The sequence below is a fragment of the Thermosynechococcus vestitus BP-1 genome, assembly GCF_000011345.1.
Taxonomy (GTDB): domain Bacteria; phylum Cyanobacteriota; class Cyanobacteriia; order Thermosynechococcales; family Thermosynechococcaceae; genus Thermosynechococcus; species Thermosynechococcus vestitus.
The window spans coordinates 1,884,960-1,907,149 of record NC_004113.1; the positions used below are offsets into that span (position 1 = coordinate 1,884,960).

Sequence of the window (22,190 nt, forward strand, 5' to 3'; positions counted from 1 at the left end):
ACAAACGTCACGCAGAGGCCTCTTGGGCATGCAAGGCTCGCAACAGATCATGGCGGCTAATGATGCCCACCAACTCCCCCTGATCGTTCAAAACCGGTAGGCGACTAATGTGGTGATTGACCATGAGGCGAGCTGCCTCGGAAATGGGTGCATCGACGTTAATCGTGTGGGGGTTGGGGGTCATGACATCCTGCACCTGTTGACCGAGGGTTTTCTTGAGGTGTTGATGAAAAGATTCTGGAGACTCAAAGTAAATGATGCTCCCTAGGAAAGTGATGTATAACGGCGGCTCTAAGGGGGCTTCGCGCACGATCAAGTCAGCTTCAGAAACCAATCCCACCAATTTGCCCTTATCATCCACGACGGGGAGGCCGCGCACCTGTTTTTCTTCCATGAGACGAACTGCCTCAGAAATCGGGGCATCGGCGGAAATGGTAAAGGGGTTGGGGGTCATGTAATCACGGACGAGAGCGGTCATAGTTAACCTAGGGAATGGGAGGACAGTTCGAGGGGATGGTAGTCACCATGCATGGCCAGATCGGGACGTAGGCTTTGAGCATGGCGCAGGTAGGCATGGTAAATCGGTTGATCCGGGTTGGGGGTGTTGAAGTAAATCAAGCAGCGGATACAGCGAGGCAGGCCTCCCTCTACGTGCATTTGCTGAACATCGAGGAGGGGAACGTTGCGCCAATGGGGGCATTCACGGGCGATCGCCGCCGGAAAGATCTGATCGAGGTCACGGGTGACAGAAAAGGTAACACTAATGACTTCCGAGAAATCAAGGGCATTGCGCCGCTCAATCTCGCCGAGGAGTTCCAAAACCGCCTCACGGATTGCGGGAATTGAATTTTCAGTGGCGGTAGTTGCTCCACGAATTGCTCGGACGCGCCAGCCCACAGTGTGCTCCTCCATCAAGACATCCGCAAGGGTACTGTATCCAGCTTAGGGGCGATAGAGCCATAGGGGAAGTCCATTGGTCGCCATTTCAAATTCCAACCAGTCCAGACCCGCTTGCCACGGGAAGGGGAACCGTTCCTGCTGACGCGGAAACAACCGAGCCAAGGGGGATTTGGGTTCTTCGATAGTTTGCACCTTGGTTTTGTCGGGGTCAAGGCCCGCCAGTTCCGCTAGCCAGCGACGGGCATCCTCCTCAGTGCCCAAGCGATCGACGAGTCCTAGGGCAAGGGCCTGCTCACCAGTAAAAACACGGCCATCGGCAAAACTGCGCACCGTTTCCACATCGAGGTTGCGGCCTTCGGCCACGGTTTGGACAAATTGCTGATAGCTGGTGTCAATCAGGTCTTGAAGAATGCGGATTTCCTCCTCCGTGAGGTCGCGATCAAAAGCAAGGATATCCTTGTAGGGACCAGACTTGATCACCTTGAAGGAGACCCCCACCTTATCGAGGAGTCGTTGCAAATTGTTGCCCCGCAGGATGACGCCAATACTGCCGGTAATGGTGCCGGGGTTGGCCATGATGTGCTGTGCCCCCATGCCGATATAGACCCCGCCAGAGGCAGAGATATTGCCAAAACTGGCCACGATTTTCATTTTCGACTGCAAGCGCTTGAGGGCAGCATAGATTTCTTGGGAGTCGCCTACGGTACCGCCGGGACTGTCAATGCGCACAAGCAGCGCCGGGTAGCCCCGTTCTTCAATGGTTTTCAGGGCTTTGAGGACACGCCGGCGAGTACTCCCAGCGATCGCCCCTGTAATTTCGAGGCGGGCAATTTGACGACGGTAACCACGGGATAAGGGCCAAGGCATAGGCAACAATCAGTTCAGCAAATCGTGACTCAGCAAATCGTGACAATTCCCTCGGATTTCTAATCTAGCAAGGTTCTAGGAGGGGGAAGGCGGTGCCTGCTTGACCATTGCTGCTGAGAGTCCCTCTGTACCGTTGCCGATATACCACAGAGCGGCTGCGGCTTCAGCATGGGTGACGGGTTTTTGGGGCTGGAGCAAGAGGGTTTCTCCCCAAACGCGGCGAATGTTCGAGAGATCCCCCGCGAGGTAGTCAGCGGCCACGGCATTGATGGCAGGGGGAGCAATCCGTTGACTGTCCTTGAACCCCCATGTTTGCTGAATGCGATCAATCGTGCTGGGACTCAGCCGCCCCTGCTGATCCAGGGGAACTTTCCACTGCAATAGTGTTTCACGGGTGAGGGGAGCCTCAGGGCGAAAGAGAGCACTGGTATCGCCAGTGAGGGGACTGGGCAAAAATCCTGCCATCGCCAGTCCTTGAATATAGGGAAAGTCGGGATGATCACGGGGGACATCTTGGAAAATAGGTGTGTCATTGCGGCTGCCAAGGCGGATTTGCCGTGCGGGGCGATCGGCATAAAAGCGGTTGTAGGTAGTGACTAACCAGCGCACAAACTGGCCACGACGGATGGGGATATTGGGTTGCAGGCGATCGCCCGTCGTGCTCAGCACCCCCAGTTCGGCTAAATCGCGAATGGCGGGTTGGAGGGGAGCGGGGGCTTGATCGAGATCTGTAAAGGCTTGGGGTGCGCTAAGGTGGGGTTGGGGAGCCGCTGTGGCTGGGGTGCTCTTGACGGGGGTGTAAGCTACGGTAAACATTGTCAGGTTATTTTCTGGCACTGTGTTGATAGTGACCGTCACGTCCAGTTCAGAATTGCGCCCCTTGAGGGTGATGGTCTGATCACTCACCTGTTGCTCTGTCAGTTGCCAGCCCAATTGTTGAAATTGCTGACTATAGAATTGCTGGATGGCGATCGCCGGCGCTGCTACTTGCCAGCGGGTTACTGTGGTTTGGGGGGCTCCCGCCTGCGGTTGAGTGCTTAGGAGAGTGGCCTTGGGAAACTGTAAATTTTCTGGCAGGGCGGCTGGGGCTGCCGCAGCGGGCGTTGCTGTCGGGGATTGGCTTGCCCATTGCTCGGCATTGGGGTCGGCAGCAAACCAATTTTGTAGTCCACTGCCCTCACAACTACTGAGAAGCAGGGCACTCAAGAAGATCCATCCCAATTGGCGCGATCGCTTCAACGTTCTTCGACCCTCAGCTTGATACTGTTTCACTCAGCACTGATTTCAGTCGCCATAGGAGGACAGTCTGCCCCAACTCCAAAGGCAGCGGCGTCACCCCCTCAATACAGGACTGTACCCAGCCATCGCCCCAAGACCACTCCTGCCACCCCTCAATGGCCTGCCGCAACACCAGTACCAGTCGCTCCGCTGTGAGTAGTTCCACGCGATGTTCCAGTTTTAACCACAGGAATTCACTGGTGAAGGTATCCCCCACTTGCAGGCGATCGCCCATCCTCTGGAGCTGTAGGGGCCACAACCACTGCCGTAGCTTGGCCGGCTGCGTCAAATACTCCCGCAGTTGGTCTGTCGGGGCTGGCACCTCAATACGCAAATGGCTTGACTGAAATGTTCCCAGCATGGTGTTCCCTAGGAGGAGAGGTAGGTGTAGCTGCGCAAACTCCGCTCATAGTTTTCTAGCAAGTGCTGCGCCTCGGCCAAGGTAATTTGTTCTTCTGCCAGCGCCGCCTCCGTGCGACAGCGAATTTTTTCCAGCAGCGCATCCCCTTGGTACTGCACATAGCCTAGAACTTCTTGCATTGTATCGCCCCGCACCAAATGCTCAATTTCGTAGCCCTTGGGGGTTAGACGGATATGAACGGCATTCGTATCCCCAAAGAGATTGTGGAGATTGCCCATGATCTCTTGGTAGGCACCGTTGAGAAAAAGGCCAAGGTAGTAGGGTTCCCCCGGGCGAAAGGGATGCAGTTCCAAGACGGATTTCACATCCCGCAGGTCAATGAACTGGTCAATTTTACCGTCGCTGTCGCAGGTGAGATCCGCAAGGATGCCCCGTTCTGTGGGTTCCTCATCCAGGCGGTGGATCGGCATAATCGGAAACAGTTGATCGATCGCCCAGCTATCGGGCACTGACTGAAACACCGATAGATTGATGTAGTAAATCGAAGCCATGATTTTCTCAAGGTCTTCGAGATCATCGGGCACATATTCCTGCTGGCGAGCAATGCCGAGGATCTTGGCACAACAGGCCCAAAAGAGACTCTCTGCCCGTGCCCGCTCCGGCAAACTCAAATAGCCAAAGTTAAAGAGACTGATGGCTTCCCCCTTAAATTGCAGGGCGTCGTTGTAGGCCTCTTGGTAGTTGTTCTCATCAATTGCTTGGTAGGTGTCGTAGAGGTTGCGGATAATGAGGTGCTCCTCTGCGGTGGCGGGTTCGGGGGTAATTTTGGGCACTTCGCTGACCCCCAAGACATTGAAAATTAACACCGATTGATGGGAGGCAATGGCACGACCACTCTCACTAATGAGGGTCGGATCGGGGATGCCCCGCTGCCGACAGGCGTCCTTAATCCCAGCCACGACGTCACTGGCATAGTTTTGCATACTGTAGTTTTTCGAGGCATGGAAATTGGTTTTGGAGCCGTCGTAGTCTACCCCCAAGCCGCCGCCCACATCAAGGTACTGCATATTGGCGCCAAGGCGTACCAGTTCACCGTAGATCTGCCCCGCCTCGCGAATCGCATCCTTGATAACGCTAATGGCAGAGATTTGCGAGCCAATGTGAAAGTGCAATAGTTGCAGAGCATTGAGCATCCCCGCTGCTCGCAGTTGCTCGACTGCCGTTAAAATCTCTGGCACCGTCAGACCAAACTTGGCGCGATCGCCAGCGGAGGTACCCCAGCGCCCCACCCCTTGGGTACTGAGTTTTGCCCGCACACCCACAATCGGCTCAATGCCCAAAGCCTGACTGACAGCAATCACTTCCGCAACTTCTTCAGGCTGCTCAAGGACAATGATGGAGGTGTGGCCAAGGCGACGGGCCAGAATGGCCGTTTCAATGTAGCTGCGATCCTTATAGCCATTGCAGATCAGCAGTGCCCCTGGGGTATTCAGCATCGCCAAGGCAATCAGTAGTTCTGGTTTTGATCCCGCCTCGAGGCCAAACTGATGGGACTGACCAAAGCGCACGAGGGCCTCAATGATGTGGCGCTGTTGATTGCACTTGATGGGAAAGACTCCCTTATAGGCTCCCTGATAGCCATAGCGGGCAATGGCTCGAGCAAAGCAGGCATTCAGTCGCTCAATGCGATCCTCAAGAATATCGGAAAACCGCAGCAGCAGGGGGAGGCTAATATTGCGCTGTTGGAGCGCCTGTACCAGTTCATAGAGATCCAACGACCCGCCGCGATCGCCCTTGGGAGAGACGGTGACATGACCCGCAGCATTAATACCAAAGTAGGGTTCGCCCCAGCCCTGAATGCGGTAGAGCTGCTCACTGTCCTCAATCGTCCAATTGCTGGTTTTCGTAACGGTCAATGCCATCGTGGGTGACACAGCAGCCATAGTGCGCTCCCAAACCAAACCCTGCCGATCCTAACGTGTTTTTGCCAGTGGTACCAATGCAATTATGGTCGGTTTTTCGGAAGCGTTCGGCTGGCATGGTAGCATTAGGGATCGCTTCCCCTACCCTTGACCGCCATGGCCTTTAGGAAAATTTTGATTGCCAATCGTGGCGAAATTGCCCTGCGGATTCTGCGCACCTGTGAGGAACTGGGCATTGCAACGGTTGCTGTCTATTCCACGGTGGATCGCCATGCGCTACACGTGCAATTGGCCGATGAGGCGGTGTGCATTGGCGAAGCCCCCAGTAGCCGCAGCTATCTCAATATCCCTAACATTATTGCTGCTGCCCTCACCCGCCATGTCTCAGCAATTCACCCTGGCTATGGCTTTTTGGCGGAAAATGCCCGCTTTGCCGAGATCTGCGCCGATCACAAAATTACATTTATTGGTCCGAGTCCCGCTGCCATGCGTGCCATGGGGGATAAATCCACCGCCAAAGCAACAATGCAACGGGTGGGGGTGCCGACAATTCCCGGCAGTGATGGACTGGTGCAGGATGAGGAAACGGCGCGGGCGATCGCTCGTCAAATTGGCTATCCCCTGATGATCAAAGCGACCGCTGGGGGAGGGGGTCGCGGGATGCGCTTGGTGCGTTCTGAGGAGGAGCTGGGGCGCTCGTTAAGTGCTGCCCAGGGCGAAGCGGAAGCTGCCTTTGGCAATGCCGGCGTCTATCTGGAGCGATTTATTGAAAATCCCCGCCACATTGAATTCCAAATTCTCGCGGATAGCTATGGCAATGTCATTCACTTAGGGGAGCGCGATTGCTCCGTCCAAAGGCGTCACCAAAAGCTCCTTGAGGAAGCCCCTAGCCCTGCCCTCACCCCGGAACTGCGCGCCAAGATGGGGGAAGCTGCTGTCACCGCTGCCAAAGCCATTAACTATGTCGGTGCGGGCACAATTGAATTTCTCCTCGACGGCCAAAACAACTTCTACTTTATGGAGATGAATACCCGCATTCAGGTGGAGCACACGGTCACGGAAATGATTACGGGTCTCGATCTGATTGCGGAGCAGATTCGCATTGCTCAGGGGGAACCCCTCCGCTTGACCCAAGAGCAGGTTCAGTTGCAGGGACACGCCATTGAGTGCCGCATCAATGCCGAAGATCCAGAGCGTAATTTCCGTCCCCATCCCGGTCGCATTAGTGGCTACTTGCCCCCGGGAGGACCGGGGGTACGTATGGATTCCCATGTCTATACTGACTATGAAATCCCCCCCTACTATGATTCCCTCATTGGGAAATTAGTTGTGTGGGGGAGCGATCGCCCCGCTGCCATTGCCCGCATGAAGCGTGCCCTCCGGGAATGTGCGATTATGGGGGTGCCCACCACCATCCCCTTCCATCAGCAGGTAATGGACACACCGGAGTTCCGCAGCGGTATTGTCTATACCAACTTTGTGGATAAGCTCATGACTACCTTGGGCTGGAATGCTTAATGCTGGGGCAAAGGAAATTACTGATTGCAGCAAGTGGCACAGGAGGGCATCTCTTTCCGGCGCTGGCAGTGGCCCAGGAGTTACCTGAATATGAGATCCATTGGTTAGGGGTGCGCGATCGCCTGGAAAACCAGCTGATTCCCCCTCATTACCCACTACATACGGTGAACTTTAGTGGACTGCAGGGCAAAACACCCTGGGCTAAGTTGCGCCCCCTCTGGCAATTTTGGGGTGTCTTTTGGCAAACCCGGCAGCTCCTCAAGCAGGGAGACTTTCAGGGGGTGTTTACCACAGGGGGATACATTGCTGCTCCTGCCATTCTAGCCGCCCGCAGTTTGGGACGCGTGGCCATCCTCCATGAATCCAACGCCCTACCGGGCAAAGTCACCCGCTGGCTGGCTCCTTGGTGTACCCTGGTGGCCCTAGGTACCCCTGCGAGTTTGGCCTACCTCCAATCGAAACGGCTGAATCTACGGGTCACTGGCACACCGGTGCGCCCCGACATTCTCCATCCCGGCAACCTGGAGTTACCGATTCCCAAGGCGGTGCCCCTGATTGTAGTGATGGGGGGCAGCCAAGGGGCAGTGGCCATCAATCGCCTTGTGCGGGCAACGGTTCACCGCTGGCTCGAGGCCGGGGCTTGGGTCGTGCATCTCACGGGCAACCATGATCTCGATGCTCCCACTATTCAGCATCCCCACTACCTTGTCTTTCCCTTTTTTGAACCCATGGGACCTTTACTCCATCGCGCTGATATTGCCATTAGCCGAGCGGGCGCCAGTACCTTGGCAGAACTCACCCTGACGGCAACCCCTGCCCTGTTGATTCCCTATCCCTATGCCGCTGAGGATCACCAAACGGTGAATGCCGAAGTGCTGGTCAGGGCCGGGGCGGCTGAGATGATTCCCCAATCGGCATTGACGGGCGATCGCCTTGGACAGATCATTTTAGAATGGCTAGGGCAGCCGCAAAAATTACAAGCCATGGCAGAGAATGCCCGCCAATTGGCGATGCCCAACAGCAGTCAGCAGGTCGCTGATCTCATTCGTAGGCTGATTCCCGCCCCCTAGGAAACGCGCTATGCCCATCCGTCTTCTTTTTGTTTGCCTTGGTAATATCTGTCGCTCCCCTGCCGCTGAAGGGATCATGAAGGATTTAGTGAAAAAGGCAGGTTTAGAGCATCAAATTCAGTGCGATTCCGCTGGCACTAGCAACTTCCACGTGGGCGATCCACCGGATGCACGGATGGTCATGACGGCACGGCAACGGCAACTCCACTTGACCCATCGAGCCCGCCAATTTCATGCTGCTGACTTTGAGGAATTTGATCTAATTTTGGCGATGGATCGGGAAAATTACTACGATATTTTGCGCCTTGATCCGGCGGGGAAATACCGCGATAAAGTGCGGCTGATGTGTGATTTTTGCCGTCACCACGACGCGAAGGAAGTGCCCGACCCCTACTACGGTGGTCGTCAAGGGTTTGAGAAGGTGTTGGATCTGCTCACCGATGCCTGTGAAGGCCTACTGGAGTATCTCAAGGCCAACTATCCCCAACTAGAGGAGCAGCATTGATGGACTATCGCAGTGCCGGTGTTGATGTGGCTGCTGGCCGCGCTTTTGTTGAGCAGATTCGCCCCTTGGTACAGCGAACCCAACGTCCGGAAGTGGTGGGAGGCCTGGGGGGGTTTGCTGGGCTGTGTCAAATTCCCAAGGGCTATCGTCAACCCCTTTTGGTCTCAGGAACTGATGGGGTGGGCACCAAGCTAAAACTGGCTCAAGCCCTCGATCGCCACAATACTGTCGGCATTGATCTAGTGGCCATGTGCGTCAATGATGTCCTTACCTGTGGTGCTGAGCCACTCTTTTTCTTGGACTACATTGCCTGTGGCCGCCTGGCGCCAGAGATGATGAACGCTGTGGTGGCGGGTATTGCTCAGGGGTGTGAAGCAGCCGGTTGTGCCCTTTTGGGGGGGGAGACAGCGGAAATGCCGGGATTCTATGCCGAAGGGGTCTATGACCTCGCGGGGTTCTGTGTGGGTGTCGTTGAGCAGGATCAGGTGCTGGATGGCACGCAGGTGCAGGTGGGGGATGTGGTCTTGGGATTGGCGAGCTCTGGGCTGCACAGTAACGGCTTTAGCTTGGTGCGCAAAATCGTCAGCGATCGCCAGCTCAGTTGGCAGGATACCCCCCTTGGCCCTACTTCCCTTGGCGAATTATGTCTAGAACCCACCCGTATTTATGTTCAGCCCATCCGCGCCGCCCTAAGCCAAGGAATTCCCATCCACGGCATGGCCCATATCACCGGCGGCGGTTTGCCAGAAAATTTGCCCCGCTGCTTGGGCCAAGGGCGATCGGCACACCTAGACCCTCAGGCTTGGCCCATTCCACCTCTCTTCCACTGGCTTGGGGAAGTAGGGAATGTCAGCTTGGGGGAACTGTTTAACACCTTCAATATGGGCATTGGTTACACCGTTGTGTTACCAGCGTCAGCCGTTGCGGCGGCGCAGACCTGCTTTGCCAAGTGGGGAATCGAGAGTTGGCCAATTGGTACCGTAGTTGCGGGCGCCGGTGAGGTGTTGGGGTTACCTGCTGCCTAACTGATTTCCATTGGCTATTCAGTGTTTGGCCACGCTTAGAATAGCTGGGTGCTATCACGAACGGCTGCGAAAAAGGATGGCTCATCTGCTCACCCTTACAAGTGGCGATCGCCGAACCCGCGAGGAATCTGAATAGCACTATGGGCGATCGCTCCCCATTAAGGAGACTGAACTGATTAACGGCGTGGTACTTGTAGCCTCCCCTGTGGGCTCCTGCCTGCATGGTGTGCCCCCTCCTCAAATATGGTTTGGGCAGGCAATTATTGCATCCCCATCCCGCACCTGTTGATGGCTGATAATGCCACGGTCCGGCTCGATGGCCGGCACAAGTACAGCCTGATATGATCCTGCACCTTGAGGAATCGTCGCGCCTTCCTGCGGATGACTCCCTGGAAGAGGCACCAGAGTTCAAGCCATTTCGAAAGGAAGTAACATATTGCAGAGAGAAATAGAGTACCCTTGAAGAGTCCTGAGTATCCTTAAAAAACATGAGCTATAGCTTGGATTTACGAGAGCGGGTTGTCTCCTATGTCAGACAAAGTGGCAAATGATGAGGTGATTGGCAATTAATTATTGTGTAATTATTGTGCCGCCTAATCTCTTATTCTTTGGAATAGCTATACAGCATCCTTGGAGATGACAGAGCAATTGTCATCAATGCCTAGCAAATCCAGTAGACAGGTAAAATCCAGTCCCCTTTAGTTCCTCAGTGGTAAACTTTGGCATTCGCAGTACCTCGTCACAACTCAGCTTGGTGAACTTCTAGGTGACTATTTAGATTAATTTAGATTAGAGCAGGCCGCGATAGCGAATAAACGTCAGCACTGCCGCCCAGGAACCCAGGGCCACTTTCAGGGCAATGAGGATATTCAGCCAAGGAATCCAGCCACCACTGAGGAGTGTGCCAAACCGACCCGCAGGCAATGCCACCCCCATCAACAGACTGGCAGCGCAGAGAATGAAAACAATCACCGAGATTTTTTCCCAAGTGGCGGCATGAAAGCGACGATAAATACTCTCTAACCACTCTGGGGTTGAGGTAATGGCCACAAGACCGATCGCCGTCCCACCAGCAACACCAGCAGCAAATCCACCCCCCGGACTCAGGTGTCCCCGCAGGGCTAACTCAATACACACAAGGGAGCAAATGGTGGCGCCAAATCTTGCTAAAACAATCGAAGGTTGATCATTGAAGCGGCTGACATGGCCAAGGGGTTTTTCATTACTGAGCAGATACTGTGCTCCCATGATGGCAAGGGTGAAGACCACCACTTCAAAAATGGTGTCGTACAGGCGATTGCGCAAAATGATGGCTGTGACTGCATTGGGAATTGCGCTCTCTGTAACCAAAGTCTCAACAATCCCGATAGCTGGTATTGCTGGCATGGTGGGAATCGCCAAAATTTTAAGCAGCAGCAGTAGGGCCGCAATTCCATAAAGCCAAATCATGGGGCTGACTCCTCTTCACGGGGCAAGGGGTAATACACAAGTTCTGTGAGAGGGGTGAGGTGGGGTTTGAGGATGGTGTAGAGGCGCGCTACACGAGTCGTTGTTAGCATTTGTGCCTTCTCCTCCACACAAAGAGCGTGAATCTGGCGATCGCGGAGCGCTATTTGGAGTTGCTCAAACGTGGGATAAATGATTAATTCAACGCGCAAATGATAGGGGGCAAGGGCTTCACGAATGGCTGCCAATAAGTGATCTAAACTATCGGTGGACAGGGACGAAGCTAAGATGCCCAATCGCAGCACCAAGGAAGAGCGTACTGCAACCGCGTAGAGCATAATTGAGAGCATCGTTCCCACCAGGGCTTCGGTTAGCGCCACATCGGCAGCTCCGAGAATGGCATAGAGAAGGGCAGCCACGGCACCAATAATGCCGCGAATCACAAGCGCGTGGTAGGGATTCTCCTGAAAAACCAACATGAGAGCCGTTAGGGGCAAGAGGGCAGTGACAGCAATGAGCCAGCTATCCATCAGTGTCCTCCCCTTGGGAGCAGTAGGCCAAAACGTAGCCCAGAATGGTATTCCAGAGGGCAAGGGAGATCAATGCCAAGACCAGAAGAGGCCATTCGCGGGGAATGCGCAGTAACACCCCGATCATGATCGCCATCGAACCCAAGGTATCGGAGACTGACAAAAAATGCAGCTTATAGAGGGGCGATCGCCGGCTCACCAGCGGCCAAGTTCCCCACAGCCAAAGAAAAAGACCAAAACCCATAGAGGCATAACTGATCCCCTGTAAAATCACTGACTGCCTCCCTAAAGATTGGCTACATCCCGTAGTCGCCGCAGAAGTTGCGCAAGAAGCATCAGGGCGCCATTGCCCACGCTGAGAATGATGACCCCTACAATGCCAATCATCCAATCATCCCGCTGCACCGAGACCAGCAAAATCATAATCGCCGTCTTTGTGGCAATGCTGGCAAAGGCCAACATCTTCGACCAGATGTGCTCCCCCTTCCAAGCAGCATAGAGGGGGATGCCCAGAATCAGTAGCATGATGATTAAAAAAGCTGTCATTCTTCAGGTCGGCGCTCCACTAGTTGATGCACTTCAAACCAACCCTCCTCGTCGTAGTGCACTACGATCGTCTTGGGCGTGAAGGTAATCGTAAAAATATCCAGAAAAATCAGACCGGGGGCACGGGTAGGATCAACGGGTTCACGCAGGATCGCTTCATGGCGATGGGGACGCCCTATCATTTGGATTGCCTCAAGGTAGGCCCGAGGAACAGCCATCGCCACTTTTCCTAGGGTACTGAGCCACTGCCGCAGTGTTGCCCCACCCGCCCGCCCTTGGGGCAGCAGGAGCGAAACCAGAATACCAATCACCAGATTGACCAAACCAAAATCTGCTGTCAGTAGCAGCCAAATCGTTACACGCAGGGCGAAGTTCAAATAATTCATAGGGCTAATCCTACCAAGCCAAGTAACAGCAATAGCATCACCCCTAGAAGATGCTCTAGACGCTCCCAAGCCCCTCGCCAAGACGATTCCCAGCGGGAGACCCCCAAGGCCACCAGACCACACCCCACCAGGGGTGGCAAAGCGGCGCGTAACAAACTCATGCCACTACTGTAGGCTTCCGTATAGCCCCCATTGGCCAGAAATAGCCCACCCAAGAGCACCATTGTGGCGGCCCTATAGCCCAGGGGTATCAGAGTCTTGCTAGGATAGCGGGGCAAAAAGAGAAATTTGCTGTAAACTGTGGCGGTCAAAAACCCAGCTCCATAGAGGAGTCCCTGGTGCCACGGCTCAAGGTAACTCAATGTCAAGACCTTAGCAGGAAATCCAGCGAGGAAGGGCACACCGACAATGCCATAACCAGCAATAATTAGGGCGATCGCCACTGGGCGGGGCAAACCCTCTTGGCGTAATTCGCTCAGACGATAGTGGCGCAGTTCCCCCACACTTAAAAAAAGACTGGCCTTTGCCAAGCCGTGCATGAGGGCATACAAACCCGCCGCTGGAGGGGCAATGACTATCCATCCGAGTTGGCCAAGGGTACTGAAGCTGAGCATCCGTCGTACATCATCGGCCACCAGGGCAAATATTGAGCCAAAAAAGATTGCAGCAAGAGCAAACAGCCGCACAATATCGGCAATGTTGCTATGAAGCAGACTGACACGCACAAGGCTAAAAACCCCAGTATTTTCGACAATACCGGCTAGGAGAGCAGCAACAATCGGCGCAGCAACAACGTTAGTTTGGGGCAACCAAAGCCCACTAATGAAAATGGCGCCCTTTGCCAACAGTCCCATCAAAATCAGAGCCACAGCCTCTGGCGATGCTTGCATCAGTGCACGAAAGGCAAAGGTATGGTTTGTCTGATAAACCAGAGCAACCCCCATTAAATAAAAGAGCATGGCCACATTACTCACCATCAGGTAGCGCAGGCCAATCCAGAGGCAGCGATCGCTGCGGGGATAGGCAATCAACAGAAAAACGACAATCCCCAGCACCTCAATATTCACGTAAAGACTGAGGAAATCCGCTGAAATAAAGACGGTGTTGGCACTACCGTGGAGTAGACACAGCAGCACGTAGAAGAATGCCTTGTCCCTCTCCTGCCAGATGTGCAACAGGGCTGCCAAAGTGACGAGGGCATTGGTGACAATAAAGTAACCACTCAGGGGGTCAATGCTCAGGGAAATGCCAAAGCTATCGAGAAGAACAAAGGCAGTGTTGACCTGGTTGATGGTGATCCCTAAGCCGACACAGAGGGAAACAAGGGCGATCGCCAGCGTCAGACCCCGCGCCAAGGGGGGCAGCAGATAAAGGGCTAAGCCAGCCCCAAAGGGCAACAAAATCCAAGCGATCGCTAGGTCTGTCATTGCCACGTCCTAGAGATACGTTTGATCAATTTCTGGGGTTTCTAACGTTGGGTTATCCCGCGCTAGCTTCATTGCCGCTACTAGCATCAGCGTTTGAATTGACAGGCCAATCACGATCGCGGTCAAAATGACGGCTTGGGGCACCGGATCCGCATAGGGAGCATCAAAGACACCTCCACGGGCAATGGGCGTGACCAGGCCACTGTGGGTAGCAGTGACCACAAACAAAGCCACTATTCCAGTGCTCATGACATCCATCGTCACAATCTTCATCAGTAGGTTTTTCTTGACGATTGTTCCTAAAAACCCGACGAGAACAGTGACAAAAACACTGGCTTCCAAGACAAGCATCAGACCCAACCCGCAGACACCGTGGCATTTAGAACAAACTGTAGCATTCTTAGAACAAACTGTAGCATTCTGTTTTCCCCTTACACCTCGCCCTTTGTCATAGAACGGTACCGCTGTAACCAACGGTCAGGAACCCTATAGGGAACGTTAAGGGCGCTAACCCCATCTTAACTTTATTTAGATCAATGTCAATTCTTTAATGAATAGATTTTTATCAATAACATTGTCGTAAACTTTATAATCTAGAAAAATACTTAACAATTTGCAACATTCCGCAAATAGGTATATATTCTTACTCAGATACTTGAACAGATTACTGGACTCGTCCCTTGGGGGGTTGTCTGATGAATGTCCAATTTCCTTGGCTGACTGTACTGACACTGCTGCCTTTAGTGGCAGCCTTTTTCATTCCCGTGTTGCCCGACCGTGAGGGGAAGACAGTCCGCTGGTATGCCCTAGCGATCGCGCTCCTCGAGTTTGGCCTTTCGGCAATGGTTTTCTGGCGGCACTACGATGCCCAATCCGCCCAGTTCCAAATGGTGGAAACCGTGCCTTGGCTGCCGCAAATCGGCCTGAACTGGTCCCTAGCGGTTGATGGCCTTGCAGTTCCCCTGATTTTGCTGACGGGTCTGGTAAACACACTGGCAATCTTTGCAGCTTGGCAAGTAAAGCAGAAGCCGCGCTTATTTTATTTCTTGATGTTGGCGCTCTACAGTGCCCAAATTGGCGTCTTTGCTGCCCAAGATCTCATCCTGTTCTTCCTGATTTGGGAATTGGAACTGGTCCCCGTCTATCTGCTGATTTCCATCTGGGGAGGTGCCCAACGGCAATACGCCGCTACAAAATTTATCCTCTACACTGCCGTTGGTTCCCTCTTTATCCTCATTGCCGGCCTAGGGATGGCCTTTTATGGCGGTGACTTTAGCCTCAACATGGCGGCCCTAGGGCTCAAGAACTACCCCTTGGCCCTCGAACTCCTTGCCTACGCTGGCTTCCTAATTGCCTTTGGTGTCAAGCTGCCTATCTTCCCCCTACACACTTGGTTGCCTGATGCCCACGGTGAAGCCTCTGCTCCAGTCTCAATGGTCCTAGCGGGCGTACTCCTAAAAATGGGGGGCTATGGTCTCATTCGCTTCAACCTGCAAATGCTCCCGGATGCTCACATTTACTTTGCCCCTGTTCTCATTGCCCTTGGGGTGGTCAATATTATCTATGGTGCCCTGACCGCCTTTGGCCAAGAAAACCTGAAGCGGCGGCTGGCCTACTCCTCCATTTCCCACATGGGCTTTGTGCTGCTGGGCATCGGCGCCCTCAATGGCATTGGCCTCAATGGAGCGATGTTGCAAATGCTCTCCCACGGTTTGATTGCGGCAGTTCTCTTCTTCTTGGCCGGGGTGACCTACGATCGCACCCACACATTGGCCATGGAAAAAATGAGTGGTATTGCCCAATCGATGCCGAAAACCTTTGCCCTCTTTACCGCAAGCTCTATGGCCTCATTAGCGCTGCCCGGTATGAGTGGCTTTGTCAGTGAACTCACTGTCTTTTTGGGCTTGACTAACAGTGACGCCTACTCGACAACCTTTAAAGTGGGGGTGATTTTCCTCGCTGCCGTGGGGGTGATTATTACGCCCGTCTATCTGCTCTCGATGGTGCGCCGGGTCTTTACGGGCAAACAAGCAGGGGATATGTTTGACAAGCTGCTTTTGGACATCAATCCTCGTGAAACCTTCATTGCCCTCTCCCTCCTGGTGCCGATTATTGCTGTGGGGATGTATCCCAAAGTGGCTACCCAAACCTACGATGTGACGACGACGGCGATCGCCCGCCATGTCCATGGGGCTCTGCCTGCTGTGGCACAGCACCATCTGCCCCTCTATGCCCAACTCACCCAATCTGCCCCCCGCCTCTTCAGGGAAACAACCGTTGCCGATAATAGCCTCTAGGGGTTAGGGGTGGGGATGCCCCTTCTGCAAGTGGCAGTTCAGGGCATTCATTGCTAGAGTGGAGTAACGGCATTCCTGCCCTTGGGCAGATTGCATAAACTGAATACGGTGATTCAATAAAGGCTCTATGAGTAATCTCGAGAAACAAATCGAACAAGCCCGCGAGGAAGCCCACAAAATCTGTGACACCGAAGGGGCAACCTCGGGACAGTGTGCCGCCGCTTGGGATGCCCTTGAGGAACTGCAAGCGGAAGCTGCCCACCAACGGGCTGAGCAGCAAGATCACAAAACCTCTTTCCAGCAGTACTGTGATGACAACCCTGATGCTGCTGAGTGCCGCATTTACGACGACTAAGGGTTGAGGGTGTGAGTCGCTGGCAACAGTTGTGGGATCAATTTGCCGCAGCGACGGGTCGGCGGCTCCATGGGGGTAAAGCCCTTGCGGTGGGGGGCGGCAGTATCAACACCACCTATGTGTGGCAACATCCGGAGCAAACCCTCTTTGTTAAATTGAATCGCCCTGAACGGCAGGCGATGTTTGCGGCCGAAGCCAATGCTCTAAGGGCGATCGCTAAGGTTCAAGCGATTCGCGTTCCCCTTCCTCTGCTATGGGGAGTGGTTGAGGACGCGAGTTTTTTAGTTTTGGAATACCTGCCCCTCACCAGTACTGGGGATTGGCGGCAGATGGGGGTAGAGCTGGCACAGTTGCACCTCAAGGGCACCGGCGATCGCTATGGCTGGTCGGAAAATAACACCATTGGTGCCACCCCTCAAATCAATCCCTGGTCCGACAACTGGGGGGAGTTTTTCCGTGATGCTCGCCTGCGTTATCAGTTTGATCTGGCTCAGCGCCGGGGTGGACACTTTCCCAAGGCGGAGAAGCTCCTAGCGGCGATTCCAGAACTCCTGAACCATCAGCCAACGCCCACCTTAGTGCACGGCGATCTCTGGTCGGGGAATGCGGCCTTTTGCCGTACGGGGGAACCGGTGATTTTCGACCCCGCCAGTTACTATGGCGATCGCGAGGTCGATTTGGCCATGAGTGAACTGTTTGGTGGCTTCCCTGCCGCCTTTTATGAGGGCTATAACGCCACCTATCCCCTAGGGGCGGGCTATCAACAACGGAAAACCATCTACCACCTGTACCACATCCTCAATCATTTCAATCTTTTTGGTGGCAGTTACCAGACTCAGGCCCAGTACATGATTGAGCAAATCCTTTAACCCTAGACAACTCCGTGGAACAGCCTGTTTCCCAAAGCACCCTAAGATCAAACAGTGACCACTAGCTGGCGATCGCTGTAGTATCGTGGAGTGCAGGGCTTCAACTTTTGAGTGTTTGCGAGATTCCTTCCTATGTCCGAGGGCAAAGTGCCACCCACCAATGCTTCAACTCCTCCATCAGTGACCGCCAAAACCAACAAGGCCACAGACCCCTGGTGGCTAGAGATGGTTAAAACCTTGGGACTAGCGGCTGTCTTTGCCATTGGTATTCGTACATTTGTGGCTGAGGCGCGTTATATTCCCACCGGCTCCATGGAGAACACCCTCCTGATTAACGATCGCCTGATTATTGAAAAAATCAGCTACTATTTCCATGCCCCCCATCGGGGCGACATTGTTGTGTTTAATCCAACCCCCACGCTTCAACAGGCGGGCTTTCATGATGCCTTTATCAAACGGGTGGTGGGCTTACCGGGCGATCGCGTTGAACTGCGCGCAGGACGGGTTTATATCAACAATCAGCTCCTCCCCGAACCCTATCTTGCGCCCTCAACCTTGACTTCAGTGGATACCTGCGCTGGCATGCAGCCCTATCTGGCTCAACCCCAAGTGATTCCCGCCAACAGTTACTTGGTTTTGGGAGATAACCGCAATAACAGCTTTGATGGTCGCTGCTGGGGAGTGGTACCCCGCAATTACATTATTGGCCGCGCGGCAATTCGCTTTTGGCCCCCCGATCGCTGGGGGTTGATCACTGATCCCAAGGCACCCCAACGGTGAGGGAAACCCTGTCCACTGAAGTACTGGTCGTTGGCGGTGGGACAGGGGGAGTCGCTGCTGCCTTAACGGCGGCTCGAGCAGGCGCCCAAACGGTTTTGGTCAGTGAAACACCATGGCTAGGGGGAATGCTCACGAGTGCTGGAGTGGCTGCCCCCGATGGCAATGAACTCATGGCGTGGCAAACAGGGCTATGGGGCGAGTTTCTACGGGCGATCGCCCAACGCCAGCCGGGAGGGTTAGATCATGCTTGGGTGAGTTTCTTTACCTTTGAGCCAAAGGTGGCGGCTAATCTTTTTGCCGAGTGGGTCAAGGCAACCCCAAACTTGACGTGGATTGTGGGGGAAGTTCCCCAAGCCGTCTTGCGCCAAGGCGATCGCGTCCTCGGGGTGGAGTTTACCACCCTCACCCTCTGTGCCCAAATCACCATTGACGCCACAGAACTTGGCGATCTCCTTGCCTTGGGGGAGATTCCCCATCGCTGGGGATGGGAGTGGCAAGCAGAAACCCAAGAGCCCTCAGCACCTCCCGCACCCACCCCCCTAACCAAAACCTACCCTGTGCAAGCCCCCACCTGGATTGTTGTTCTACAGGACTATGGTGAGGGTGCCACTGCCCCAGAGATTCCCCCTTCCCCCCTTTGGGATGAACGCAAGTTTGACGGTGCTTGGGCAGGCTACGACCCACTGCACTTTCTCAACTATGGCCGTCTGCCGGGCAACCGCTTTATGCTCAACTGGCCCCAGCAGGGGAATGACTACGGGGTGGGTCTTGAACGGCTGGTGGGCTCTCCCCAAGAGCGAGCGGCCTTTTGCCAAGAGGCACGCTGGCATGCTCAGGATTTTGCCTGCTATGTCCAACGCCACTTAGGTCGCCGCTATGGTTTGGCGGAGGAAACTTTTCCGAGATTCCCTGGCGGAGTGGGGGGCGGCGCCTATGCTCTCCATCCCTACTACCGCGAAAGTCGTCGCCTGATGGGTCTCACTACAATTCAAGAGCAGGATATTCTCCCCAACGCCCCACCGCCCGTTGATGCCCAAGGTCACTATACTGGCATTGCCATCGGCAACTATCCGAACGATCACCACTATCCGGCGATGGTACTTCCCCTGATGCCTAAGTCCATCCGCTGGGGCGGTCGTTGGACAGGGACGCCCTTTGTGGTGCCCTATACGTCGTTGATTCCCCAGGGAGTAGAGGGCTTTTTAGTTGCAGAGAAAAATATCTCGGTGACCCACATTGCCAATGGTGCGACCCGCTTGCAACCGCTGGTGATGGGCATTGGCCAGGGAGCCGGTTGGCTTGCCGCCACCGCCATTCGCCAAGGGAAATCTCTGCACCAACTGGTGGGCACCCTTGATCTGAGGCCCATCATTCAGGAGTGCCGCCAGGCAATTTTTCCCTTCTTCAACCTGCCACCCCAACACCCTGAATGGGAAGCTTGGCAGCTCCAGACCTTAAACACCGTTGATCCCACAGTGTCCCTACCGCCAGGGGTGGCGATCGCCCAACCCACCCCGATGACCATTAGCCCAGGCATGCAAACCCTCACGGGTGAATTGATAAAATTGGCGGAGCAGGCCTATCAACTGCGCACCGATCAACAGTCTTGGCCTTTAGTGACACTCCACCCCACCGTCAACGATCTCTTGCAAACCTATAGAAATGGGCAACGGATCACAGTGACCGGCTTTATCAACCCCTATGCCCCCTGGATACGGGTGGAGCACATGGCCTAAGGGGTGCAGCTGAGCTCCCCAAGACGTTGGTTAAAGCGCAGATTTTCACTATAGTCCACAGGGACATCAATGAGAGTGGGAACATTCTGTGCCAAGGCGGTTTTGAGGGTTGGGATAAAGTCAGTGGTCTCCTCAATGCGATAGCCTTTGAGTCCCATGCTTTCGGCTAACTTGACAAAATCGGGATTACTAAAGTGGACATAGGCAGATTCACCAAAGTAGCGCTGCTGCTTCCACTCAATGAGACCATAGCCGCCGTCATTAAAGATGATGGTGGTAAAGTTTGTCCCCATACGCAGGGCAGTTTCCAGTTCTTGGAAATTCATCATGAAGCCACCATCCCCCGTGACTGCCACCACATGCCGCTGCGGATAGACTAATTTGGCGGCCATTGCCCCCGGTACCGCAATCCCCATTGCCGCAAAGCCATTGGAAATCAAGCAGGTGTTGGGGCGATCGCAGTGGTAGTGACGAGCAATCCACATTTTATGGGCACCCACATCAGAAATAACAATGTCCTCGGGCCCCATGACTTGGCGCAGGTCATAGATTAGCTTTTGGGGCTTAACCGGAAAACTCTCATCCTGGGCATATTGGTAATAGTCCGCCACAATCTCCTGACGCAGTTGCACGGCATAGGGGGTGGGCTTATCTTGGCGATCGGCCCGCTTAAGAATTTCATAGAGGGAGTCAGAAATATCGCCGACAACCTCAACGACAGGGATATAGCTGCTGTCAATTTCCGCAGGAGTGGCCGCAATATGGATAATCGGCAAGCGGCCCTCGGGGTTCCAGCTTTTTGGGGAATACTCAATTAAGTCATAGCCAACGGCAATCACTAAGTCAGCATGATCAAAGCCGCAGCTAATGTAATCCCGCTGTTGGAGCCCCACGGTCCACAGAGCAAGGGGGTGTTGATAGGGAATGACCCCTTTGCCCATGAAGGTATTGGCCACGGGGATATTCAGCTTTTCGGCAAAATGGGTGAGGGCAGCGGCAGCATGGGCGCGAATGGCGCCATTCCCCACTAGGATCAGGGGGTTCTCGGCAGCATTGATGAGTTCAGCGGCCTTAAGAATACTCTGGAAAGAGGCATAGGTTTTTTCGGGGGAGCTGGGCTTAAGGGGAGCGCCCTCGGCTTCCATGGCGGCAATGTTTTCAGGCACATCAATGTGAACGGCGCCCGGCTTCTCATTCTGGGCAATTTTAAAGGCCTTGCGGACAATTTCTGGGGTAATACTAGGGCGGACAATCTGGGCATTCCATTTGGTTACGGGGCTAAACATGGCCACCAAGTCCAAATATTGGTGGGACTCGATGTGCATGCGATCCGTCCCCACTTGCCCTGTAATCGCCACCAGGGGAGCGCCGTCGAGGTTGGCATCGGCAACACCGGTCATTAAATTCGTGGCCCCGGGGCCGAGGGTAGAAAGACAGACCCCTGCTTTGCCGGTGAGGCGACCATAGACATCGGCCATAAAGGCCGCCCCCTGTTCGTGGCGGGTGGTTATAAATTGAATCCGAGAGCGATGGAGGGCATGGAGGACATCTAGATTCTCTTCCCCCGGCAAACCAAAAATATATTCAACGCCTTCATTTTCAAGGCATTTTACGAGTAATTCGGCGGTATTCATAGGATGGGCGATCGCAGGCACGACGTTCTATCGTTTTCTATCGTAGTTCTGCTTTCTTTGCCCAATCCCTAAATGTTGGCAAATGCTGACGAAGTTTATACCACTGCCAGATTGGAAATGACCTTCGCTAGATCAATGTCCTTCTGGGTAATCCCGCCGACATCATGGGTGGTAAGACAGACTGTGACCCGATTCCAGGAGATGGATAAATCAGGGTGATGCCCAGCCTGCTCAGCGGGATCCACCAGGCGATTGACAAAGGCAATAGAACCTAGGAAGTCCTTGAAGGTGAAGGTTTGCTCAAGGCGATCGCCCACCTGTTTCCAGCCGGGTAGGTTAGCTAACTGCGCCTCAATATCCGCTGGCGATAATCGCTCTGCCATCGTTTTACCTCAGTCCCTTTAGCTCTAGGGTAGCAGAGCCAATTTACCAACTGGACTTGACCACCCCGGGCAGTAACCCTTGGTGTGCCATTTCCCGCAGGGCATTGCGGCAGAGGCCAAAATCGCGATAGTAACCACGAGGACGACCCGTCAACCAGCAGCGATTCCGCAGCCGCGAAGGGGCACTGTTACGGGGCAACCGTTGCAGTTGGCGATGGATGCTCATGATCTCTTCTTGGGTTTCGGCACTGGCCAGTTGAGCTTTCAGTTCTTGGCGTTTGCTGGCGTATTTAGCAACGAGCCGTTGCCGCTTTTTTTCCCGTTCGATCATGCTTTTTTTGGCCATGGGGGTGTG

25 protein-coding genes are annotated in these 22,190 nt (G+C 54.3%); 9 read left to right on the forward strand and 16 right to left on the reverse strand.

What is annotated here, in order from left to right:
- Positions 1-7 precede the first annotated feature (7 nt).
- The 6 genes from TLL_RS09145 to speA form a co-directional block, all read right to left on the reverse strand.
- Positions 8-478: a CBS domain-containing protein gene (locus tag TLL_RS09145; RefSeq protein WP_011057639.1), complete on the reverse strand. Its 471-nt coding sequence runs from the start codon at positions 476-478 to the stop codon at positions 8-10.
- Positions 479-480: 2 nt separating this feature from the next.
- Complete coding sequence (aroH, locus tag TLL_RS09150) at positions 481-912, reverse strand: chorismate mutase (RefSeq protein WP_011057640.1); 432 nt, start codon at positions 910-912, stop codon at positions 481-483.
- 30 nt (positions 913-942) lie between these two features.
- A complete protein-coding gene (sppA, locus tag TLL_RS09155; protein WP_011057641.1) occupies positions 943-1,767 on the reverse strand; it encodes a signal peptide peptidase SppA in 825 nt (274 codons plus the stop codon).
- A 75-nt stretch (positions 1,768-1,842) separates the two neighbouring features.
- The gene (locus tag TLL_RS09160; protein ID WP_011057642.1) at positions 1,843-3,039 is read right to left on the reverse strand and encodes an S-layer homology domain-containing protein; all 1,197 of its coding nucleotides are present in this window, start codon (positions 3,037-3,039) and stop codon (positions 1,843-1,845) included.
- Complete coding sequence (locus TLL_RS09165) at positions 3,020-3,406, reverse strand: hypothetical protein (RefSeq protein WP_011057643.1); 387 nt, start codon at positions 3,404-3,406, stop codon at positions 3,020-3,022. Before TLL_RS09165 ends, TLL_RS09160 begins: the two co-directional genes overlap by 20 nt.
- Positions 3,407-3,414: 8 nt before the next feature.
- A complete protein-coding gene (gene speA / locus TLL_RS09170) occupies positions 3,415-5,328 on the reverse strand; it encodes a biosynthetic arginine decarboxylase (RefSeq protein ID WP_011057644.1) in 1,914 nt (637 codons plus the stop codon).
- 156 nt (positions 5,329-5,484) lie between these two features.
- Between speA and accC the strand changes: the two genes are divergently transcribed.
- From accC to purM, 4 genes are read left to right on the forward strand one after another with little or no spacing between them, the layout of a single operon-like run.
- Positions 5,485-6,846, forward strand: a complete 1,362-nt coding sequence (accC, locus tag TLL_RS09175) for an acetyl-CoA carboxylase biotin carboxylase subunit (RefSeq protein WP_011057645.1) — start codon at positions 5,485-5,487, stop codon at positions 6,844-6,846.
- Positions 6,846-7,916, forward strand: a complete 1,071-nt coding sequence (murG, locus tag TLL_RS09180; protein WP_011057646.1) for an undecaprenyldiphospho-muramoylpentapeptide beta-N-acetylglucosaminyltransferase — start codon at positions 6,846-6,848, stop codon at positions 7,914-7,916. The genes accC and murG overlap by 1 nt, the downstream gene beginning before the upstream one ends.
- Before the next feature lie 10 nt (positions 7,917-7,926).
- Positions 7,927-8,421, forward strand: coding sequence for a low molecular weight protein-tyrosine-phosphatase (locus TLL_RS09185; protein WP_011057647.1), 495 nt, complete (start codon positions 7,927-7,929; stop codon positions 8,419-8,421).
- On the forward strand, positions 8,421-9,446 hold the full coding sequence (purM, locus tag TLL_RS09190; RefSeq protein WP_011057648.1) for a phosphoribosylformylglycinamidine cyclo-ligase: 1,026 nt from the start codon (positions 8,421-8,423) through the stop codon (positions 9,444-9,446). The genes TLL_RS09185 and purM overlap by 1 nt, the downstream gene beginning before the upstream one ends.
- Before the next feature lie 789 nt (positions 9,447-10,235).
- Here purM and TLL_RS09195 read toward each other — a convergent pair.
- The 7 genes from TLL_RS09195 to TLL_RS09225 are packed head-to-tail and all read right to left on the reverse strand — an operon-like array spanning position 10,236 to position 14,132.
- On the reverse strand, positions 10,236-10,895 hold the full coding sequence (locus tag TLL_RS09195) for a Na(+)/H(+) antiporter subunit B (protein ID WP_011057649.1): 660 nt from the start codon (positions 10,893-10,895) through the stop codon (positions 10,236-10,238).
- Positions 10,892-11,422 (reverse strand): DUF4040 domain-containing protein, encoded by a 531-nt coding sequence (locus TLL_RS09200; RefSeq protein ID WP_011057650.1) that lies wholly within the window; start codon positions 11,420-11,422, stop codon positions 10,892-10,894. Before TLL_RS09200 ends, TLL_RS09195 begins: the two co-directional genes overlap by 4 nt.
- Positions 11,415-11,666, reverse strand: a complete 252-nt coding sequence (locus TLL_RS09205; RefSeq protein WP_164920932.1) for a monovalent cation/H(+) antiporter subunit G — start codon at positions 11,664-11,666, stop codon at positions 11,415-11,417. The genes TLL_RS09200 and TLL_RS09205 overlap by 8 nt, the downstream gene beginning before the upstream one ends.
- 41 nt (positions 11,667-11,707) lie before the next feature.
- Positions 11,708-11,968, reverse strand: a complete 261-nt coding sequence (locus TLL_RS09210; RefSeq protein WP_011057652.1) for a hypothetical protein — start codon at positions 11,966-11,968, stop codon at positions 11,708-11,710.
- Positions 11,965-12,354, reverse strand: a complete 390-nt coding sequence (locus TLL_RS09215) for a Na+/H+ antiporter subunit E (RefSeq protein ID WP_011057653.1) — start codon at positions 12,352-12,354, stop codon at positions 11,965-11,967. The genes TLL_RS09210 and TLL_RS09215 overlap by 4 nt, the downstream gene beginning before the upstream one ends.
- Positions 12,351-13,781, reverse strand: a complete 1,431-nt coding sequence (locus tag TLL_RS09220) for a cation:proton antiporter (protein ID WP_164920933.1) — start codon at positions 13,779-13,781, stop codon at positions 12,351-12,353. The genes TLL_RS09215 and TLL_RS09220 overlap by 4 nt, the downstream gene beginning before the upstream one ends.
- Before the next feature lie 9 nt (positions 13,782-13,790).
- The gene (locus TLL_RS09225) at positions 13,791-14,132 is read right to left on the reverse strand and encodes a cation:proton antiporter subunit C (RefSeq protein WP_011057655.1); all 342 of its coding nucleotides are present in this window, start codon (positions 14,130-14,132) and stop codon (positions 13,791-13,793) included.
- Positions 14,133-14,476: 344 nt separating this feature from the next.
- Here TLL_RS09225 and TLL_RS09230 point away from each other — a divergent pair, with 344 nt between their 5' ends.
- The 5 genes from TLL_RS09230 to TLL_RS09250 all read left to right on the forward strand — a co-directional run bounded on the left by TLL_RS09230 (position 14,477) and on the right by TLL_RS09250 (position 19,818).
- A complete protein-coding gene (locus TLL_RS09230; RefSeq protein ID WP_011057656.1) occupies positions 14,477-16,078 on the forward strand; it encodes an NAD(P)H-quinone oxidoreductase subunit 4 in 1,602 nt (533 codons plus the stop codon).
- A 127-nt stretch (positions 16,079-16,205) separates the two neighbouring features.
- Positions 16,206-16,433, forward strand: a complete 228-nt coding sequence (locus TLL_RS09235; protein ID WP_011057657.1) for a Calvin cycle protein CP12 — start codon at positions 16,206-16,208, stop codon at positions 16,431-16,433.
- A gap of 11 nt (positions 16,434-16,444) precedes the next feature.
- Positions 16,445-17,302: a fructosamine kinase family protein gene (locus TLL_RS09240; RefSeq protein ID WP_231833759.1), complete on the forward strand. Its 858-nt coding sequence runs from the start codon at positions 16,445-16,447 to the stop codon at positions 17,300-17,302.
- 132 nt (positions 17,303-17,434) lie between these two features.
- The gene (lepB, locus tag TLL_RS09245) at positions 17,435-18,082 is read left to right on the forward strand and encodes a signal peptidase I (protein ID WP_164920934.1); all 648 of its coding nucleotides are present in this window, start codon (positions 17,435-17,437) and stop codon (positions 18,080-18,082) included.
- Positions 18,079-19,818, forward strand: coding sequence for an FAD-dependent oxidoreductase (locus TLL_RS09250; protein WP_011057660.1), 1,740 nt, complete (start codon positions 18,079-18,081; stop codon positions 19,816-19,818). Before lepB ends, TLL_RS09250 begins: the two co-directional genes overlap by 4 nt.
- On the opposite strand, the gene TLL_RS09255 is transcribed toward TLL_RS09250, so the two are convergent.
- The 3 genes from TLL_RS09255 to rpsN all read right to left on the reverse strand — a co-directional run bounded on the left by TLL_RS09255 (position 19,815) and on the right by rpsN (position 22,181).
- Positions 19,815-21,452 (reverse strand): acetolactate synthase large subunit, encoded by a 1,638-nt coding sequence (locus TLL_RS09255; RefSeq protein WP_164920935.1) that lies wholly within the window; start codon positions 21,450-21,452, stop codon positions 19,815-19,817. The genes TLL_RS09250 and TLL_RS09255 overlap by 4 nt on opposite strands.
- 95 nt (positions 21,453-21,547) lie before the next feature.
- Complete coding sequence (locus tag TLL_RS09260) at positions 21,548-21,835, reverse strand: 4a-hydroxytetrahydrobiopterin dehydratase (RefSeq protein WP_011057662.1); 288 nt, start codon at positions 21,833-21,835, stop codon at positions 21,548-21,550.
- A gap of 43 nt (positions 21,836-21,878) precedes the next feature.
- Entirely contained in the window at positions 21,879-22,181 is a 303-nt protein-coding gene (gene rpsN, locus TLL_RS09265) for a 30S ribosomal protein S14 (protein WP_011057663.1), read from the reverse strand.
- Between the last annotated feature and the right edge of the window lie 9 nt (positions 22,182-22,190).

Coding starts and splice junctions, on each gene's coding strand:
- sppA (WP_011057641.1), bottom strand. CDS start 1,767: ATGCCTTGGCCCTTATCCCGTGGTTACCGTCGTCAAATTGCCCGCCTC.
- TLL_RS09185 (WP_011057647.1), top strand. CDS start 7,927: ATGCCCATCCGTCTTCTTTTTGTTTGCCTTGGTAATATCTGTCGCTCC.
- accC (WP_011057645.1), top strand. CDS start 5,485: ATGGCCTTTAGGAAAATTTTGATTGCCAATCGTGGCGAAATTGCCCTG.
- TLL_RS09220 (WP_164920933.1), bottom strand. CDS start 13,781: ATGACAGACCTAGCGATCGCTTGGATTTTGTTGCCCTTTGGGGCTGGC.
- lepB (WP_164920934.1), top strand. CDS start 17,435: ATGTCCGAGGGCAAAGTGCCACCCACCAATGCTTCAACTCCTCCATCA.
- TLL_RS09225 (WP_011057655.1), bottom strand. CDS start 14,132: ATGCTTGTCTTGGAAGCCAGTGTTTTTGTCACTGTTCTCGTCGGGTTT.
- TLL_RS09210 (WP_011057652.1), bottom strand. CDS start 11,968: ATGACAGCTTTTTTAATCATCATGCTACTGATTCTGGGCATCCCCCTC.
- TLL_RS09195 (WP_011057649.1), bottom strand. CDS start 10,895: ATGATTTGGCTTTATGGAATTGCGGCCCTACTGCTGCTGCTTAAAATT.
- aroH (WP_011057640.1), bottom strand. CDS start 912: ATGGAGGAGCACACTGTGGGCTGGCGCGTCCGAGCAATTCGTGGAGCA.
- TLL_RS09200 (WP_011057650.1), bottom strand. CDS start 11,422: ATGGATAGCTGGCTCATTGCTGTCACTGCCCTCTTGCCCCTAACGGCT.
- murG (WP_011057646.1), top strand. CDS start 6,846: ATGCTGGGGCAAAGGAAATTACTGATTGCAGCAAGTGGCACAGGAGGG.
- purM (WP_011057648.1), top strand. CDS start 8,421: ATGGACTATCGCAGTGCCGGTGTTGATGTGGCTGCTGGCCGCGCTTTT.
- TLL_RS09260 (WP_011057662.1), bottom strand. CDS start 21,835: ATGGCAGAGCGATTATCGCCAGCGGATATTGAGGCGCAGTTAGCTAAC.
- rpsN (WP_011057663.1), bottom strand. CDS start 22,181: ATGGCCAAAAAAAGCATGATCGAACGGGAAAAAAAGCGGCAACGGCTC.
- TLL_RS09215 (WP_011057653.1), bottom strand. CDS start 12,354: ATGAATTATTTGAACTTCGCCCTGCGTGTAACGATTTGGCTGCTACTG.
- TLL_RS09255 (WP_164920935.1), bottom strand. CDS start 21,452: ATGAATACCGCCGAATTACTCGTAAAATGCCTTGAAAATGAAGGCGTT.
- TLL_RS09205 (WP_164920932.1), bottom strand. CDS start 11,666: ATGGGTTTTGGTCTTTTTCTTTGGCTGTGGGGAACTTGGCCGCTGGTG.
- speA (WP_011057644.1), bottom strand. CDS start 5,328: ATGGCATTGACCGTTACGAAAACCAGCAATTGGACGATTGAGGACAGT.
- TLL_RS09235 (WP_011057657.1), top strand. CDS start 16,206: ATGAGTAATCTCGAGAAACAAATCGAACAAGCCCGCGAGGAAGCCCAC.
- TLL_RS09165 (WP_011057643.1), bottom strand. CDS start 3,406: ATGCTGGGAACATTTCAGTCAAGCCATTTGCGTATTGAGGTGCCAGCC.
- TLL_RS09145 (WP_011057639.1), bottom strand. CDS start 478: ATGACCGCTCTCGTCCGTGATTACATGACCCCCAACCCCTTTACCATT.
- TLL_RS09230 (WP_011057656.1), top strand. CDS start 14,477: ATGAATGTCCAATTTCCTTGGCTGACTGTACTGACACTGCTGCCTTTA.